The 16,012-nt window shown below is 76.6% G+C and carries 14 protein-coding genes; 2 read left to right on the forward strand and 12 right to left on the reverse strand.

Annotated features, from left to right (window positions below):
- Positions 1-150: 150 nt before the first annotated feature.
- Positions 151-1,122, forward strand: a complete 972-nt coding sequence (locus QMQ26_RS33035; protein ID WP_282203824.1) for a hypothetical protein — start codon at positions 151-153, stop codon at positions 1,120-1,122.
- An 81-nt stretch (positions 1,123-1,203) separates the two neighbouring features.
- Here the strand turns inward: QMQ26_RS33035 and QMQ26_RS33040 are convergent, their stop codons facing one another.
- A complete protein-coding gene (locus QMQ26_RS33040; RefSeq protein WP_282203825.1) occupies positions 1,204-1,857 on the reverse strand; it encodes a lysophospholipid acyltransferase family protein in 654 nt (217 codons plus the stop codon).
- A gap of 350 nt (positions 1,858-2,207) precedes the next feature.
- Here QMQ26_RS33040 and QMQ26_RS33045 point away from each other — a divergent pair, with 350 nt between their 5' ends.
- Complete coding sequence (locus tag QMQ26_RS33045) at positions 2,208-2,555, forward strand: DUF1330 domain-containing protein (protein WP_282203826.1); 348 nt, start codon at positions 2,208-2,210, stop codon at positions 2,553-2,555.
- Here QMQ26_RS33045 and QMQ26_RS33050 read toward each other — a convergent pair.
- The 11 genes from QMQ26_RS33050 to QMQ26_RS33100 all read right to left on the reverse strand — a co-directional run bounded on the left by QMQ26_RS33050 (position 2,504) and on the right by QMQ26_RS33100 (position 15,986).
- On the reverse strand, positions 2,504-3,820 hold the full coding sequence (locus QMQ26_RS33050) for an LLM class flavin-dependent oxidoreductase (protein ID WP_282203827.1): 1,317 nt from the start codon (positions 3,818-3,820) through the stop codon (positions 2,504-2,506). The genes QMQ26_RS33045 and QMQ26_RS33050 overlap by 52 nt on opposite strands.
- Positions 3,811-4,281 (reverse strand): flavin reductase family protein, encoded by a 471-nt coding sequence (locus QMQ26_RS33055; protein ID WP_318552290.1) that lies wholly within the window; start codon positions 4,279-4,281, stop codon positions 3,811-3,813. The genes QMQ26_RS33050 and QMQ26_RS33055 overlap by 10 nt, the downstream gene beginning before the upstream one ends.
- Positions 4,236-4,691: an alpha/beta fold hydrolase gene (locus tag QMQ26_RS33060; RefSeq protein ID WP_282203829.1), complete on the reverse strand. Its 456-nt coding sequence runs from the start codon at positions 4,689-4,691 to the stop codon at positions 4,236-4,238. Before QMQ26_RS33060 ends, QMQ26_RS33055 begins: the two co-directional genes overlap by 46 nt.
- 744 nt (positions 4,692-5,435) lie before the next feature.
- A complete protein-coding gene (locus QMQ26_RS33065; RefSeq protein ID WP_282203830.1) occupies positions 5,436-6,566 on the reverse strand; it encodes an LLM class flavin-dependent oxidoreductase in 1,131 nt (376 codons plus the stop codon).
- Between the two features lie 211 nt (positions 6,567-6,777).
- Positions 6,778-7,974, reverse strand: coding sequence for an acyl-CoA dehydrogenase family protein (locus QMQ26_RS33070; protein ID WP_282203831.1), 1,197 nt, complete (start codon positions 7,972-7,974; stop codon positions 6,778-6,780).
- A gap of 31 nt (positions 7,975-8,005) precedes the next feature.
- Positions 8,006-10,327 carry a molybdopterin-dependent oxidoreductase gene (locus tag QMQ26_RS33075; protein WP_282203832.1) on the reverse strand — a complete coding sequence of 774 codons (2,322 nt, stop codon included), beginning with the start codon at positions 10,325-10,327 and terminating at the stop codon, positions 8,006-8,008.
- Positions 10,328-10,376: 49 nt separating this feature from the next.
- Positions 10,377-11,333: an ABC transporter ATP-binding protein gene (locus QMQ26_RS33080; RefSeq protein ID WP_100839117.1), complete on the reverse strand. Its 957-nt coding sequence runs from the start codon at positions 11,331-11,333 to the stop codon at positions 10,377-10,379.
- Between the two features lie 154 nt (positions 11,334-11,487).
- Positions 11,488-12,435: an ABC transporter ATP-binding protein gene (locus QMQ26_RS33085; protein ID WP_282203833.1), complete on the reverse strand. Its 948-nt coding sequence runs from the start codon at positions 12,433-12,435 to the stop codon at positions 11,488-11,490.
- Positions 12,436-12,508: 73 nt separating this feature from the next.
- A complete protein-coding gene (locus QMQ26_RS33090; RefSeq protein WP_282203834.1) occupies positions 12,509-13,405 on the reverse strand; it encodes an ABC transporter permease in 897 nt (298 codons plus the stop codon).
- Positions 13,402-14,439, reverse strand: coding sequence for an ABC transporter permease (locus QMQ26_RS33095; protein WP_282203835.1), 1,038 nt, complete (start codon positions 14,437-14,439; stop codon positions 13,402-13,404). The genes QMQ26_RS33090 and QMQ26_RS33095 overlap by 4 nt, the downstream gene beginning before the upstream one ends.
- Positions 14,436-15,986 (reverse strand): ABC transporter substrate-binding protein, encoded by a 1,551-nt coding sequence (locus QMQ26_RS33100; protein ID WP_282203836.1) that lies wholly within the window; start codon positions 15,984-15,986, stop codon positions 14,436-14,438. Before QMQ26_RS33100 ends, QMQ26_RS33095 begins: the two co-directional genes overlap by 4 nt.
- Positions 15,987-16,012 lie beyond the last annotated feature (26 nt).

Raw genomic sequence — 16,012 nt, forward strand, 5'->3', positions numbered from 1 at the left:
CGGGGCCGCGCCCTCTTTTTCGTCCTTCCTGCCCGGTTCGGTTCTTGCGGACCGGCAGAACGGGTATCCGCCCTGCCGGGGCCGCCCGGCCCCAGTCCGCGCAGGACGCGCACCGGTCCGCCGACCGGGCGGTGGGAGGAGAGGGAACACATGGAACCCATCCGTGAGCCGAACCCGTCGGAGCACCCCGACGGCGAGGTGCGGCCGAACGACCCGACCACGGAGGACCCGACCGCGGAGGAGCTGGCCGCGGAGGAACTGGCCCGCATCGCCGCCGAGGCGGAGGTCTGGGAGGGGCCCGTCCGGGACGACCCCGTTCCCCCGGGCGAGCGGAAGCGCCGGATGTCCGCACTCGTGGCCCGACTGGGCGGCAACCGGCCGGACACTGACATCGCCCGGCCGGACAGCGCCCGACCGGGCGGCACCGGGCTGGCCACCCGGCTGGGCGGCGGCCTGCTGCGCGGCGGACGCCGCCTCGGCATGGGGGCCCGCAGCGGGGCCGGGGTCCTGGCGGACCGCCTGCTCGACGCGGCCCCGCGCATCCCGGTGCGCGACCTGGCCACGCTGCGCGCCCAGCACCCCGGCGCCCGGACCCCCGACGAACTGGCCGACCTGATCGTCTCCGGCGCGGTGAAGGCGTCGGCGGCGGTCGGCGCGAGCACCGGCGCGGTGGCGATGCTGCCGGTGCCGCCGGCCCTGGCGGTGGAGATGGGCGCCGAACTGCTCGCCATCGCCGCGATCGAACTCAAGCTGATCGCCGAGCTGTACACCATCTACGGCCAGGCCCCGACGGGCTCGGTCCGGCAGCGCTCCCAGTCCTACCTGGCCGCCTGGAGCGAGGGCCGGGGCCTCGACCTGACCCGTCCGGGCACGCTGGTGGTGCTGAGCAAGGGCGCGGGCCTGCGGCGGCAGGTCAGCAAGCGGCTGACCCGGGCGGGGCTGCGCAAGCTCCCGACGCTCACCCCGCTGCTGGTGGGAGCGGTGATCGGAGCCCGGATCAACCGCGCGGACACCTTCCGCCTGGCCCTCGCCGTCCGCCGGGACCTCCAGGAACGCCGACCGACCGACCCCGACTACTGGGACCGGTCCGGCGACCGGCCCAGCGACCGGCCCGGCGACTGAGCCGTCCGACCGCGTACCGGCCCGGATCGGCCCGGCTGTGGCGATGCCTACCGGGGCGGGGCCGGGTGGTGCGGGCTCCGGTCAGGCGCGGCGGGTGGCCAGGTGGGTGGCGGCGGTTCGCCAGGCGGCGGTCACGGCTGCGTGGGCCCGGGCGGTGGCGCTGTCCACGTCGGGGTCCAGGAGCAGGGGTGCCCCGAAGTGGACGTGCACGGCGGGGCGGCGCAGCGGGGCGGTGGCGAGGCCCGCGAGCTGTTTCGCCGTGGACCCGGAGCTGATCCGTCGGGCCCCCGCCTGCCCCAGCGGGACGACCGGGGCGCCGGTGGCGGCGGCGAGCCGGGCCAGTCCGGTGCGGAAGGGACCGGGCGCGCTGTCGGCCGCGTCCACCCGGCGCGGGAGGCGGCCCTCGGGGTAGAGGACGACGACCCGCCCGGCGGCCAGCGCGTCGGCCGCGGCCCCGAGCGCCTCGGCGGCCCGTTCGGTGCCGCGGTGGACGGGGATGTGGCCCTCGCGGACCAGCGCGCCGCCCAGCAGCGGGACGCGCCACAGCCCGGCGGTGGCGAGCACGACCGGTTCGACGCCCAGCCGGCGGACGGCGGCGAGCACCACGCCCGGGTCGACCAGCGAGGAGTGGTTGGCCGCGACGATGCTGCCGGGGGCCAGGACCGCCGCCTCGTCCGCGGTGACGGTGAGGCGTCCGAGAACCGGGACGACGGTGCGGGCGACGGCGCTCAGCATGGGGGACGGTCCTCGGATCGTGAGCGGGGGAGGCGGAATCGGCTCGGTGCTCGGGTGGCTCGCCCATTGTGGCGGCGGGCCGCCCCGCCGGGCCTGAGTCCGGGTACTCACCCCGCTACTCACCCGCGCTCCCGCGCCCCGGGGGCCCGGTCCCGGCCGGTGGGGGAGCGGTGGGGCGAAGTGGGGCGACCGCGCCGCCCGAATCCCGGTCCGGGAGACGTTCGAGAGACGTTCGAGAGACGGAGAGCGGGCGTCCTCGGCCCCACCTATGCGCGACTGATTCGCCCGGCCGCGCCGCTCCGTAGCGTTGGCCGCGTCAACCCCACCCCCGCACGACTCCGGGAGCAGCCATGACCGCCTACGCCCTGGCCCAGGTCCACGCCGTCGACTTCGGGCCCGACGTCGTCGCCTACCTGCGGCGCATCGACGCGACACTCGACGCCTTCGGCGGGCGGTTCCTCGTCCACGGCGGCGCGTTCGAGACGCTGGAGGGGAGGTGGGGGGAACTGGGCCTGATCCTGATCGAGTTCCCCGACTACGGGCGGGCCCGCGCCTGGCACGACTCGCCCGCCTACCAGGACATCGTGGAACTGCGGACCCGCCACATGACGGCCGACGTGATCCTCGCCGAGGGCGTGCCGCCCGGCTACCGGGCCGAGCAGAGCCTGGCGGAGACCGACCCGGACGCCGCCGGCTGAACCCGGGCCCCCCGAGCGGTACGGGAGCGGTGCCGGGGCCGACGCGAGGCCGGTACGGGAGCGGTGCGGGGTCTGACACGGGGCCGGTACGGGAGCGGTGCGGGGTCTGACACGGGGCCGGTACGGGAGCGGTGCGGGTCGGCACGGGCTGGGGCCGGAGGCCGCTCAGCGGGTGGGCCGGAGCAGGCCCCGGCGGTGAGCAGCGGGAGCAGGCCCTCGCCCACCCGGTACGCCTCCTCCAGGTGGGGCACCCCGGACAGGATGAACTCGTCCACGCCCAGCCGGTGGTACTCCTCGATCCGGTCGGCGACCTCGGCGTGACTGCCCACCAGCGCGGTGCCCGCGCCGCCGCGCACCAGGCCGAAACCGGCCCACAGGTTCGGGTACACCTCCAGCCGGTCGACCGCCCCGTCGTGCAGCTCCCGCATCCGCCGCTGCCCCTCCGACTCGCTGCGGGCCAGGGCGAGTTGGGTCTCGCGGATGCGGTCCGGGTCCATCCCGGCCAGCAGCCGGTCGGCCTCGGCCCAGGCTTCGGCGGAGGTGTCGCGGGTGATGGTGTGCAGCCGGACGCCGAACCGCGGGCGGCGCCCGTGCGCGGCGGCCAGCGCCCGAATCCGCTCGACCTTCGCCGCCACCAGCGGCGGTGGCTCCCCCCAGGTGAGGTACACGTCCGCGTGCCGGGCGGCGACCTGCTCCGCCGCCGCCGACGAACCGCCGAAGTACACCGGGGGCACCGGATCGGGCAGCCGGGTCAGCTCCGCGCCCGCCACCCGCAGGTGCGGGCCCTCGTGGTCGACCCGCTCGCCGCGCCACAGCCGCCCGGTCACCGACAGGAACTCCCCGGCCCGCGCGTACCGGCCGTCCTTGTCGAGGAAGTCCCCGTACGCCCGCTGCTCCCGGGACTCGCCGCCGGTCACCACGTTCAGCGCCAGCCGGCCGCCGGACAGGTTCTGGTAGGTCGTCGCCATCTGGGCCGCCAGGGTCGGCGAGACCAGGCCCGGCCGGAACGCCACCAGGAAGACCAGCCGCTCGGTCAGGCCGGACAGCATCGCCGTGGTCAGCCAGGCGTCCTCGCACCACGGGCCCGTCGGGGTCAACACCCCGGCGAAACCCAGCTGTTCGGCCGCCCGGGCGATCTGCCCCAGGTAGCCGAGGGTCGGCGGCCGGTCCGTGCCGGACGCCCCCGGGGTGGAGCCGTGGCCCCCGCCGACCACCTCGCGGCTGTCCCCGGTGGTCGGCAGGAACCAGTGCACGGTCAGCGCCACGGACCCTCCCCGGCGCCCGGCGCGAACCCGCCGAACCCGCCGTCGTGGTGCACCAGCGGCTCACCGCCCGGCACGTCCGCCGCGACCACCTCGCCCACCACCAGCAGGTGGTCGCCGACCGGGTGCAGCCCCACCCGACGGGCCGTCAGCCGGGCGGCGGCACCCTCCAGCAGCGGCGTGCCGTGCGGGCCCTCGTGCCACGGCACCCCGGCGAACCGGTCCGCGCCGCTGCGGGCGAACGCCCGGGCCAACTCCTCCTGCTCACGGCGCAGCACGTGCACGGTGAACGCCTCGGCCGCGCGCACCGCCGGGGCCGTGGACGCCCCCGAGGCGAGGTAGAAGGAGACCAACGCGGGCTCCAGGCTCACCGAGGTGAACGAGGTGGCGGTGAACCCGGCCGGTCCGGGCACGGTGATCACCACCACCCCGGACGCGTGCCGCCGCAGGGTGCTGCGCAGCAGCTCGGCGGGTGCCGCGGTGGAGGGCGTTCGTCGAGAGTGGTCATGGGGACGGTCCTTTCCTGGGAGGGGACGACGGCCGGGACGCCACCGGCCGTCGTCGGGGAGGGGAGGGGAGGTGAGGTGAGGGGGTGGTCAGCCGGTGGTGTCGGGACCGGGCGGACCGGGCGGACCGGGCGGGGCCAGCGGACGAGCAGCGGTGGCGGAGCGGACGGCAGCAGGTCGAGGCCGGCCCGCAGCTGCTCCAGCCACAGCACGGTGCGGGCCGCGACACTGCGGTGCGCCGCGTCGTTGAACACGTCGTGCCGCCCGTCGGCCACCGTGACCGCCTCGACCGAGGGCAGCCGCCCCGCCAGCTCCCGCAGCGCCCCGACCGGGGCGACCGGATCGGCCGAGCCGTGGAACGCCAGCACCGGCACCGCCGGGCGGGCCGCCGCCGCGGCACCGGCCAGGGCGGGGGCACCGGCTCGAACAGCGCACCGGGCCGGAACCCGGGATCACCGGCCAGCAGCCCGCGGTGGACCGGGCAGGCCGTCCGCGCGGACAGCTCGTCCTCCGCCCGGACGGGCCGCCCGCCCCCCGGCAACCCGGACAGCAGCAGCCCGTCCGGCCGCACCTCGGCGGCGAGGGCCAGCGCGAGCAGCGCCCCGAGATCGGAACCCGCCAGCACCACCGGCCCCCGGCCGGCTGCTCGGCCCGCGCCTGCGCGAACAGGACGGCCGGACGGCCGGAAGGGCCGGAGGAGTCGGCCGGGGCGAACGGATCGGACGGGCCGGACGGGGCGGAGGGGTCGGCCGGGTCGAGCAGGCCGGTCAGGTCGGTCAGGTCGAGCGCGTCGAGCGGGTCCGGTGCCGGGAGGGCGTCGGAACCGTGGCGGCGGCGGGGCGGGTCCGTGTCGGGGTGGCGGTCGGCCGCGGTGTTCGTGGCGGGGACGAGCAGGCGGTAGCCGTCGGAGGCCAGCCGCCGGCCGAACCGGGAGTACACGCCGGGGTGTTCGCCCCGACCGGGGAGCAGGACCACGGTGCCCCGGACGGCGGTGCCGGGGGCGGGCTCCCAGCGGCCGTCCGACCCTGCCGCCGGTTCCACCGCCGGTCCCGCTGCCGGTCCCACGGCCGGTCCCGCCGGGGCGGGGCCGGCGGCGGGGAGTGCGGGCGCGGTCACCGGGCGCCGGCGGTGGCCGGGGTGGTGGCGGCGGCGTCGCGGCGGGCGACCTCCTGGCGGACCAGCGGCAGCAGCTCGCGACCGTAGTCGAGGGCGTCGTCCAGCGGGTCGTAGCCGCGGATCAGCAGGGTGGTCGCGCCGATGTCCACGTAGTCCAGCAGGGCCTGGGCCACCGTCTCGGGGGAGCCGACCAGCGCGGTGGAGTTGCCCCCGGCGCCGGTGGCCTTCGCGGTGGCGGTCCACAGCGCCCGGTCGTGCAGGTCGCCCTTGGCGGCGGCGGCCAGCAGGCGCTGCGAGCCGACGTTCTGCGGCGTCGCGCCGGCACCGGCCAGCGCCGTCCCCCGGCGCCAGCCGAGGGTGCTGCCGCGCTGCTCGATGGTGCCCAGGATGGTCCGGGCCCGCTCCCACGCCTCCTCGTCGGTGCGGCCCAGGATCGGCCGGAAGGAGACGCTGATGCCCGGCACGTCGGTGCGTCCGGCGGCCTCGGCGGCGGCCCGGACCCGGGCGATCTGCTCGGCGGTCTCGGCCAGCGGCTCGCCCCACAGGGCGAAGGTGTCGGCGTGCTTGCCGCCGACCCGGTACGCCGCCTCGGAGGAGCCGCCGAAGTACAGCGGGATGCGCGGCTGCTGCACCGGCCGGACGTCGGAACGGAAGTCCGCCAGGCGGTAGTAGGGGCCCTCGTGGTCGAACGGGGCCTCCTCGGTCCACGCCTTCTTCACCACCGTCAGGTAGTCGTCGGTGCGGGCGTAGCGCTCGTCCTTGGACAGGTAGTCGCCGTCGCGGCGCTGCTCGGCGTCGTGGCCGCCGGTGATGATGTGCACCGCGACCCGGCCGCCGGAGAACTGGTCGAGGGTGGCGAAGGTGCGGGCCGCGACGGTCGGCGCGAGGAAGCCGGGGCGGTGCGCGACCAGCAGGCCCAGGCGCTCGGTGTGCGCGGCGGCGAAGGCCGCGACCTGGTTCGGGTCGGGGCTGCCCGAGGACTGGGCGATCAGGATGCGGTCGAAGCCGGCCTGCTCGTGGGCCTGGGCGAAGCGGCGGGTGTAGTCGACGTCCACCACCGGGCCGGTGGCCGGGCGGATCTCGGAGACGTCGTGGGTGGAGATCATGCCGACGAACTCGACAGGCATGGCTGGTCCTTTCGGTGAAGGGGTGTAACGGAAGTGACAAGGGGTTGGATCGGTGAAGGGGTGCAGGAGTGACAGCGAGTCAGTTTGGTGAATACCTGTAACAGGTGCGATGAGGCATCGCTTGAGTGATGGGCCGTAGCGAAGGTGAGGGGAAGTCGGAGGGGCGAGCGGCTGTAGGGGAGGGGAAGCGACAGGCGGTCAGAGCGGGCGGTCAGAGCGGGCGGACCCGCCCGAGGGCGGTACGCCCCGCGGCCAGCAGCACCGAGTCCTCCTGCGGGGTGTGGACCCGGGCGCACAGCACGTCGCGCAGGTGGCGCTCCAGCGGGTGGTGGCGGGTGAGGCCGTGGTTGCCGACCAGGGCCACCGCCTGCTGGACGGCGTCGATCGCGGCCCGGGTGGCGAGCACCTTCGCGCCGCCGGCCTGTTCGGCGGCGCCCGGTTCGCCCGCGTCGACGGCCGCGGCGAGGGCGGCGACCAGCCGGTCCGCGCCGTTCAGGGCGACCTCGATCTCGCCGACGGCGCTCTGGAAGCGGGGCAGCGAGGCCAGCGGCGCGCCGAGCGCGCTCGGGGTGCGCTCGTGCAGGAAGCCGAGCAGCCAGTCCCGGGCGCTGCCCGCGACGCCCAGGTAGAGAGCGGCCAGGCCGAGGCTGTTCCAGGCGCCGCCGACCGGGTCGCGTCCGCCGTCCGCGCCGGGCAGCGCCAGTCCGGCGACCCGGTCGCCGGGCACCGGGACGGCGGCCAGGTGGACGTCGTCGCTGCGCGAGGCGCGCAGGCCCAGGTGGTCCCAGACCGGTTCGACGGTGACGCCCGGGCTGCCGGCCCGGACCAGGAACGAGCCGACCCGGGGCTGCTCCTCGTCGGTGGCGGCCCAGACCAGCAGCCAGTCCAGCAGGTACGCGCCGGTCGAGTAGATCTTGTGGCCGGTCAGCTCCCAGCCGTCGCCGCGGCGGCGGGCGGTGGTCGCGGGCAGGCCGCCGCGCACCGGGCTGCCGAGTTCGGGCTCCACCCGCAGCGAGTTCACCAGGACGGGGCGGCGGGCGGACTCGGCGAGCAGCTCGGCCAGCGGTCCGGCCGGCCAGCGCGGGGTGCGGGCCTCCAGGGCGTGGGTGAACAGCGTCATCGCGGTGATCAGCGCCACCGCCGGGTCGCCCGCGCCGAGGGCCCGCAGGATGCGTACGGTGTCCGCGAGCCCGGCCCCGGGGCCGCCGTGCCGGGTGGCCACCGTTGCGGTCAACAGGCCCGCCGCGTGCAGGAGTTCGAAGTCGACGAGGGGGAGTTCGGCGTCCCGGTCGTGTGCGGCGGCGCAGGCGGCCAGGGCGGCGGTCACCTCGGGCAGGCCGTCCAGCGCCGGGGTCGGGAAGGGGGACGGTGCCGGGGCCGGGGAGGCGGTCGGGGCGGCGGTGGTCATCGGGGGGCCTCCGGGGTCGGGGCGGCGGTGGTCATCGGTGGTCTTCGGGTTCGGCGCGCAGGGCGGGCGGGTGGCGGACGGTCACCGGCGGCGGGTCGCCGCCCGTCCAGCGTTCGAGCTGGACCAGGGCGTGCTGGCCGGTGCAGCCCTGGGAGAGCCGGGAGCTGGGCTGGTCGGCGGTCAGCACGTTGGGGTTGCCGTGCGCGCACAGCGGGGGCTCGGTGCCGGGGACGGGGTCGAACCAGGCGCCGGTGGGCAGCCGGAGCACGCCGGGCCGCAGCCGGTCGCTGAGCCGGGCCCCGGCCAGGCAGGCGCCGCGGTCGTTGAAGATCCGCACCAGGTCGCCGTCGGCGATCGAGCGCTCCGCCGCGTCCGCGGGGTGGAGTTCGACGGCCTCCCGGCCGGCGACCTTGTCGGCCAGGCTGGCCGCCCCGACGTCGAGTTGGCTGTGCAGCCGGGTGGCGGGCTGGTTGGCGATCAGCAGCAGCGGGTGGCGCCGGGCGGCCGGGGTGCCGAGCCGTTCGGGCGGGTCCAGCCAGGCGGGGTGGCCGGGGCAGTCGGGCAGGCCGAGCGCGGCGATCGCGGGGGAGTGCAGTTCGATCCGGCCGCTCGGGGTGGCCAGCGGGTGCCGCGCGGGATCGGCCCGGAACTCGGCGAACAGGGTGCGCTCGGCGTCCTGTTCGGGCAGCCGCCACTCGCCGTCGGCCCAGAACCGGTCGAACGGCGGCGGGTCGCCCGCGCCGTCCGCGCGCAGCCGCTCGGCCCACTGCCCGTACAGGTGCTCCAGCCACTGGCGCGGGCTCCGGCCCTCGGTGAACTCCGCTGCGAAGCCCAGGCGTTCGGCGAGCGTGGTGAGGATCGCGTAGTCGTCGCGGGCCTCGCCGACCGGGTCGACGGCGCGATGCATGGCGATCAGGTGGGTGTCGCGCCGGCCGCCGCCGAGGTCCTCGCGCTCCAGCGGGGTGGTGGCGGGCAGCACGATGTCGGCGTGCCGGGCGGTGGCCGTCCAGTGCGGCTCGTGGACGACCACGGTCTCCGGGCGGGCGAAGGCGCGGCGCAACCGCCCCAGGTCCTGGTGGTGGTGGAACGGGTTGCCGCCCGCCCAGTGCACCAGCCGGATGTCCGGGTAGCGGCGGGTCGTCCCGTCGTACGCGTACTCCTCGCCGGGGTGCAGCAGCAGGTCGGAGATCCGTGCGCAGGGGATGAACTCGCCGGTGGGGTTGGCCGGTTGGGGCAGGAACGGCAGGCGCAGCGCCGGGCCGGTGTCGCCGACGTCGCCCATCGAGCCGTAGCCGTGGCCGAACCCGCCGCCAGGCAGGCCGAGTTGGCCCAGCGCGCAGGCCAGCGCGAGCGCCGCCCAGACCGGCTGCTCGCCGTACCGGGCGCGCTGTAGCGACCAGGTGACGGTGACCAGGGTGCGGGTGGCGGCCATCTTGCGGGCCAGCGCCCGGATTCGCTCGGCGTCCAGGCCGCAGATCGGCGCGGCCCAGTCGGCGTCCTTGGGCGTGCCGTCGGCCCGGCCGTCCAGGTAGCGCTCCAGCACCGGCCAGCCGCTGGTGCAGCGCTCCAGGAAGGCCCGGTCGTGCAGCCCCTCGGCCACCAGGGTGTGGGTCAGGGCCAGCAGCAGCGCGGTGTCGGTGCCCGGGACGATCGGCAGCCAGTCAGTGGCCGGCCCGTCCGGCAGGTCGTCGCGCAGCGGCGAGACCAGCGCCACCTCCGTTCCGGCGGCGGCCAGTTGGGCCAGGAACCCGGGCGTGGAGTGTCGGGTCACCCCGCCGGGCGTGACGTACACGTTCTTCGCCGGGACGCCGCCGAACGCGACGATCAGCCGGGTGTGCCGGACGATCGTCGGCCACGAGGACGCGGTCCGCAGCACCGCCTCCGCGTCCCCCACCACCCGGGGCAGCAGCACCAGCGAGGTGCCCAGGCTGTACGAGTTCCGGGACGCCGTGTAGCCGCCGAACAGGGCCAGGAACCGGTGCAGTTGGCTCTGCGCGTGGTGGAACCGGCCCGCCGACGCCCAGCCGTACGAGCCGCCGAACACCGCCTGCGGCCCGAACTCCCGCCGGACCCGGGCGAGTTCCCCCGCGACCAGGTCGAGCGCCCGCTCCCAGGACACCTCCACGAACGGCTCCCGCCCGCGCCCCTCGCCCGACCCCGGCCCGCCCCGCAGCCAGCCCTCCCGGACGGCCGGCCGGCGCACCCGGGTGCGGTGGCGCAGCGACCCGGCGACGCCCGCCAGCAGCGGCGAGGGCGCCGGATCGTCCGGGTGCGGCTCGACCAGGACCCCGCCGGCGGGGCGCGGACGGACCCGGAAGGCACCCCAGTGCGAGGTGGTGGGACGGCTGGACATGGCGGATTTCTCCAGGAGTCGACGGAACGTCAGCGGACGTCAGCGGACGTCAGCGGGACGTGCGGGTGCGCCAGTCGTCGGCGTGGTGGCAGGCCACCGTCCGGCCCGGCAGCGGCGCGGTCTCGGCCGGGCGCGGCGCGCAGGCGGCGTCGGCGAACGGGCAGCGGTGGGCGAACGCGCAGCCGGAGGCGTCCGGCCGGTCGGGCGCCGGGGCGCGCAGCACGGCCAGTTCGGCCCGCCGGGCCGCCCCGCCGCCCGGCGCGGACGCCGCGAGCAGGGCCGTGTACGGGTGCAGCGGGCGGCCCAGGACGTCCGCGGCCGGGCCGCTCTCCACGATCCGGCCCCGGTACAGCACGGCCAGCCGGTCGGCGACCCCCGCCAGCGACTCCAGGTCGTGCGAGATCAGCACCACGGCGAGGTCCAGTTCGCGGCGCAACTCGTCCAGCAGCCGCAGCACGTGGTTGCGGTTCGAGGCGTCCAGCGCGGACACCGGCTCGTCGGCGAGCAGCAGGCGCGGGCGGGTGACGATCGCCCGGGCCAGCGCGACGCGCTGGCGCTGGCCGCCGGAGAGCAGGGCCGGGCGCCGCTGGGCCAGCGCGTGGTCCAGGCCGACCAGGTCCAGCGCCTCCAGCACCCGCCGCCGGCGTTCGGCGGCCGGGACGCCGGCCACCGCGAGCGGCTGGCCCACCAGCCGCAGCACCGTCAGGTCCGGGTCCAGCGAACGCAGCGGGTCCTGGAACATGTACTGCACCGTCCCGGCCCGCCGCACCTCCCGCAGCGCCCGCCCGCGCAGCCCGGCCCGATCCCGCCCGTCCAGCGAGATCCGCCCGGCGGTGACCGGCGCCAGCCCCACCACGGCCCGCGCCAGCGTGGTCTTCCCGGAACCGGTCTCCCCGATCACCCCGAGGATCTCCCCGGCCCGCACCTCCACGTCGACCCCGTCCAGCACGGGCGCGCCGCGGTCGAACTCCACTTCCAGCGCACGCACTTCGAGCAGAGCGGTCATGACTGGGCACCTCCGGAAACTCGTGGGCGGAACGGAACGGAACAGAACGGGTCGGGACAAGTCAGGACAAGTAAGGACAGGTCGGGACAGGTCGGGAAGCGGCGGCCCGGGCGGACGCGCGTCCAGGCACGCCGGCCGGCGGGCCGTGAGGCGGCTAGCGGGCCTTGAGGCAGCGCACCCGGCGGCCGTCCGGCCCCGCCGTCAGCGGGACCGGGGCGAGGGAGCACTCCGGGGCCGCGTACGCGCAGCGCGGGGCGAAGCGGCAGCCGGGGCCGGTGGTGCCGGGGGCGGGCGGGCGGCCGGGGATGACCGGGAAGCGGGTGCGCTCGCCGGCGCCGAGACCGGCCACGGTGAGCAGCGCCTCGGTGTACGGGTGGGCGGGGGCGGCCACCACGCTCGCGGTCGGGCCGTCCTCGACGACCTCGCCCGCGTACAGGACCAGCAGCCGGTCGGTGGCGTCGGCGACCACCGCCAGGTCGTGGCTGACCAGCAGCAGGCCGAGGCCGCGCTCCTCCCGCAGCCGGGCCAGCAGGTCGAGCACCTCGGCCTGGACCACGGTGTCCAGCGCGGTGGTGGCCTCGTCGGCGACCAGCAGGTCCGGGTCGCCGCTGACCGCGATCGCGATCAGCACCCGTTGCAGCATGCCGCCGGACAGCTCGTGCGGGTGGCGGTCGTACACCGCGTCCGGGTCGCGCAGCCCCACCGAGTCGAAGAGCTCGACCGCGCGGCGGCGGGCGTCCGCCCGGGACAGGCCGCCGTGCACCCGCAGCGGTTCGGCGAGCTGCCGGCCCACGGTGAGCGACGGGTTGAGGAAGGAGCCCGGGTCCTGGAAGACCGCGCCGAGCCGGGTGCCGCGCAGCCGCTGCCAGCCGCGCCCGTCCAGGCCGAGCAGGTCGGTGCCGCCCAGGGCGAGGGTGCGGGCGTCGGCCTCGACGCCCGGGGCGGACAGGCCGAGCACGGCCCGGCAGGTCAGCGTCTTGCCGCTGCCGGACTCGCCGACCAGCCCGACCGACTGCCCGGCGAGGACGGTGAAGGACACCTCCCGCACCGCCTCGGCGGCGCCGTGGCCGACGGCCACCCGCAGCTCCTCGACCTCCAGCACCGGGCTCCCCGGCGCCGGGCGGTCGGACCCGGAACGGTCGGACCCGAGCCGGTCGCGGTCGGACACAGGACGTTCAGACACGGACGCGGTGCTCATCGCGGGCCTCCTCCGGCGCTCGCAGCGGGGTCGGGACGGGCTGCTCCGCCGGCGCCGCGGGCGCGGGCGCGGACGGCTCGGCGTCCCGCAGCGCGTCGGCCAGCAGGTTCAGCGCCCCGACGGTCAGCATGATCAGTGCGGTGGGCACGGCCGGGGCCCACGGCTGCTGGGCCAGGAAGCCCAGGTCGCTGGCGAGCATCCCGCCCCAGGTCGGCGCGGGCGGCTGGACGCCGATGCCGAGGAAGGTCAGCGAGGCGACCGTCAGCAGCGCGGTGGCCAGCGCGTGCGCCGTGGTCACCGCGACCGTCGGCAGCACCTTGCGCCACACGTGGGTGCGCAGCACGGTCAGCCGCCCGGCGCCCATCAGCTCGGCGGCCTCCACGTACTGGGCCCGGTCCAGGCCGAGCGCCGCCGCCCGGGTGACCCGGAAGAACAGCGGGGCCAGCAGCACGCCCAGGGCCAGCATCGCCTGGTGCAGCCCGTTGCCCAGGACGCCGACCGCGGCGATCGCGAACAGCGTGAACGGCAGCGTCATCAGGGCGTCCACGGCGCGCAGCGAGACCCAGGCCAGCGGGGCGGAGAACCGCACCGAGGCCAGTCCCGGCAGCACGCCCAGCAGCAGGGCCGTGCCGACCGCCTCGGCCGCCGCGGCCACCGACAGCCCGGTGCCGGAGAGCAGCCGGCTGAGCACGTCCCGGCCCAGGTAGTCGGTGCCCAGCAGGTGGCCGGCGCCCGGCCCCCGCAGCAGGTGCGCGGTGTCCTGGGCGAGCGGGTCGAGCGGGGCCAGCCGGCCGCCGAACACGGCCAGCAGCGCGACCGCGGCCAGCACCGCCAGCGAGGCCCGCACCACCGGGCGGCGCAGCGCCGCGCTCACCGCGCACCCGCCCCGGCCGGGCGCCGGCGGGCGGCGGGGTTGAGCGCCAGCAGCCCGGCGTCCACCGCCAGGTTGGCGACCAGCACCACGGCGACGGTCACCAGCAGGGTGCCCTGGATCACCGGGACGTCGTGCTGCTCGGCGGCCCGGAGCGAGAGCTGGGCGATGCCCGGCAGGTTGAAGATCCGCTCGGTGACCACCGCGCCGCCGATCAGCATCGGCACGCTCATCCCGAGCACCGTCACCGCGGGCCCGGCGGCGTTGCGCAGCACGTGCCCGAACAGCACCCGGCGGCCGGACAGCCCGCGCATCGTCGCGCCGGTCGCCCAGTTCTCCCGCAGCGCGCCGACCAGCGAGGTGCGCAGCTGCCGGGCGATGCCCGCCGCCGCGTCCAGGCTCAGCGCCAGGGCCGGCAGCAGCGCGAACCGCAGCCACTGGCCCGGGTCCTGGCCCAGCGGCACGTAGCCGCCCGAGGGCAGCAGCCGCAGCTGCACCGACACCAGGGTGATCAGGCCGATCGCGACCACGAACGCGGGCAGCGTGCCCAGCAGGGTGCACAGCGCGGTCACCGACCGGTCCAGCCGGGTGCCCGGGCGCAGTGCCGCCGCGATGCCCGCGGCGGCGCCCAGCAGGACGGCGAACAGCAGGGCCAGCCCGGCGATCGACAGGTCCACCGGCAGGGCGGCCGAGATCGAGTCCGCCACCGGCAGGGTGGTGAACCAGGACCGGCCCAGGTCGCCGCGCACGGCGTGCCCCAGCCAGCTGCCGAACTGCGCCCACAGCGGCCGGTCCAGGCCGAACTCGTGGTCCATCCGGGCGATGTCGGCGGGCGTCGCGGTCTCGCCGAGCACCGCCGCCGCCGGGTTGGCGTCGGAGACCGCGCCGAGCGCGAAGGTGAGCAGCGAGGAGAGCAGGAACACCGTGACGGCGGAGGCCAGCACCCGCCCCAGCGACCGGGGCGCCCGGGCCGTCCGGCGCACCACCCACCCGGCGGCCCGCGACCGCGGGCCCGCCGCCGGGAGCACCGCGCTCACGCGACGCTCACCCCCTCGAAGCGCTGCACCACGGTGAACGCCGGGATCGGCGACACCGCCTTCCGCCGGGCCAGCAGCCGCGGCACGCTGTACAGGAACACGTTCGGCATCGTCCGCACCGCCAGCGCGGTCGCCGCCTGGAGCGCCTTCGGGTAGTCCGGCGAGTCCAGCGGCGTGCGCGACACCTGCTGCACGGCGGCCAGCAGCTCGGGCGGCGTGCTGCGGCCCGGGTTCATCAGCCCCTGCTCGCCGAACAGCACCTGGAACGCCTGGGCGGCCGAGTCGCGGCCCGCGAACTGGTCGGTGAACAGCGCCCTGGAGTGCTGCACGTAGACGATCTGGGTGGCCTGCGCCGCCGGGATCACCTCGATCTGCGCCCGGATGCCGACCTCCTTCAGCTGCGCCTGCAACTGCTCCGGCAGGCCCTGCGCGGCGGTGGTGGTCAGCGTCAGGTCCACGCCGTCCGGGTGCCCGGCCTTCGCCAGCAGCGTCCGCGCCTTGTCCGGGTCGTAGCGGAACAGGTCGGCCGAGCCGGCGTCGTAGCCGACGTAACCCTTCGGGAACGGCTGGTAGTTGACCTCGCCGTGCCCGAACAGCTGGGTCTTCACCAGCGCCTCGCGGTCGATCGCGTACTTCAGCGCCTCCACCACGTCCGGGTTGTCGAACGGCGCCTTGGTGGTGTTGAGGTCCAGCACCGCGACCACCAGCGACGGGATCTCCTGCACCTCCAGCCCGGCCGCCTTGGCCGCCTCGACCTGGCTGCCGGGGATCTGCGCGACGTCGAACTGCCCGGACTGCAGGCCGCTGACCACGGTGGCGGCGTCCGGCAGCGGGTAGACCTCGAAGTTCTCCAGCCCGATCGACCCGGCGTCCCAGTAGTGCGGGTTGCGCCGCAGCACGGCCTTGCTGTTCTGGACGTAGGAGACCAGGCTGAACGGGCCCGCGCCGGTCGGCTTGGAGGCCAGCGCCGCGGGGTCCGACTCGAACGACTTCGGGTTCACCACCAGGCCGGTCTTGCCGGCCAGCAGGTTGGGCAACTGGTAGTCGGGCGAGGCGAGTTCGATCACCACGGTGGTGGCGTCCGGGGCCAGCACCTGCTTGACCTGGGTCAGCTGCGGGGCGACCAGCGACTTGGGATCGGTGCGGCCGCGGTCCAGGCTCTTCTTCACCGCGGTGGCGTCCAGCGGCGTGCCGTCCTCGAAGACCAGCCCGGGGCGCAGGGTGAAGGTCAGCTTGGTGCCGTCGGCGTCGTACTTCCAGTCGGTGGCCAGCGCGGGAACGGCCTTCCCGCTCTGGTCGAGCTTGGTCAGACCGGCGTACACCAGGGAGAGCACGTGCACGTCCCAGCCCGCGGAGGAGAACACCGGGTCCCACGAAGTGGGCAGCGCCCAGCCCCACTTGAGGGTGCCGGAGCTGCCGGACGCGCCGGTCTGCGCGACCGTGGCGCCGCCGCACGCGGCCAGGGCGAGGGCGGCTCCCGCGCCCAGGCCGAGGCCGAGGAAGGAACGTCTGGCGAGGGGGGAGGAGGGCAGGGCGGAGCTGGTCATGGGCGTGCGTCACCTTTCACGGCGCG

The organism is Kitasatospora fiedleri (assembly GCF_948472415.1).
Taxonomy (GTDB): domain Bacteria; phylum Actinomycetota; class Actinomycetes; order Streptomycetales; family Streptomycetaceae; genus Kitasatospora; species Kitasatospora fiedleri.

What these genes read in the sequence shown, in the direction of transcription:
- QMQ26_RS33035 (WP_282203824.1), top strand. Translation starts at nt 151, where the DNA reads ATGGAACCCATCCGTGAGCCGAACCCGTCGGAGCACCCCGACGGCGAG.
- QMQ26_RS33040 (WP_282203825.1), bottom strand. Translation starts at nt 1,857, where the DNA reads ATGCTGAGCGCCGTCGCCCGCACCGTCGTCCCGGTTCTCGGACGCCTC.
- QMQ26_RS33045 (WP_282203826.1), top strand. Translation starts at nt 2,208, where the DNA reads ATGACCGCCTACGCCCTGGCCCAGGTCCACGCCGTCGACTTCGGGCCC.
- QMQ26_RS33065 (WP_282203830.1), bottom strand. Translation starts at nt 6,566, where the DNA reads ATGCCTGTCGAGTTCGTCGGCATGATCTCCACCCACGACGTCTCCGAG.
- QMQ26_RS33070 (WP_282203831.1), bottom strand. Translation starts at nt 7,974, where the DNA reads ATGACCACCGCCGCCCCGACCGCCTCCCCGGCCCCGGCACCGTCCCCC.
- QMQ26_RS33075 (WP_282203832.1), bottom strand. Translation starts at nt 10,327, where the DNA reads ATGTCCAGCCGTCCCACCACCTCGCACTGGGGTGCCTTCCGGGTCCGT.
- QMQ26_RS33080 (WP_100839117.1), bottom strand. Translation starts at nt 11,333, where the DNA reads ATGACCGCTCTGCTCGAAGTGCGTGCGCTGGAAGTGGAGTTCGACCGC.
- QMQ26_RS33100 (WP_282203836.1), bottom strand. Translation starts at nt 15,986, where the DNA reads ATGACCAGCTCCGCCCTGCCCTCCTCCCCCCTCGCCAGACGTTCCTTC.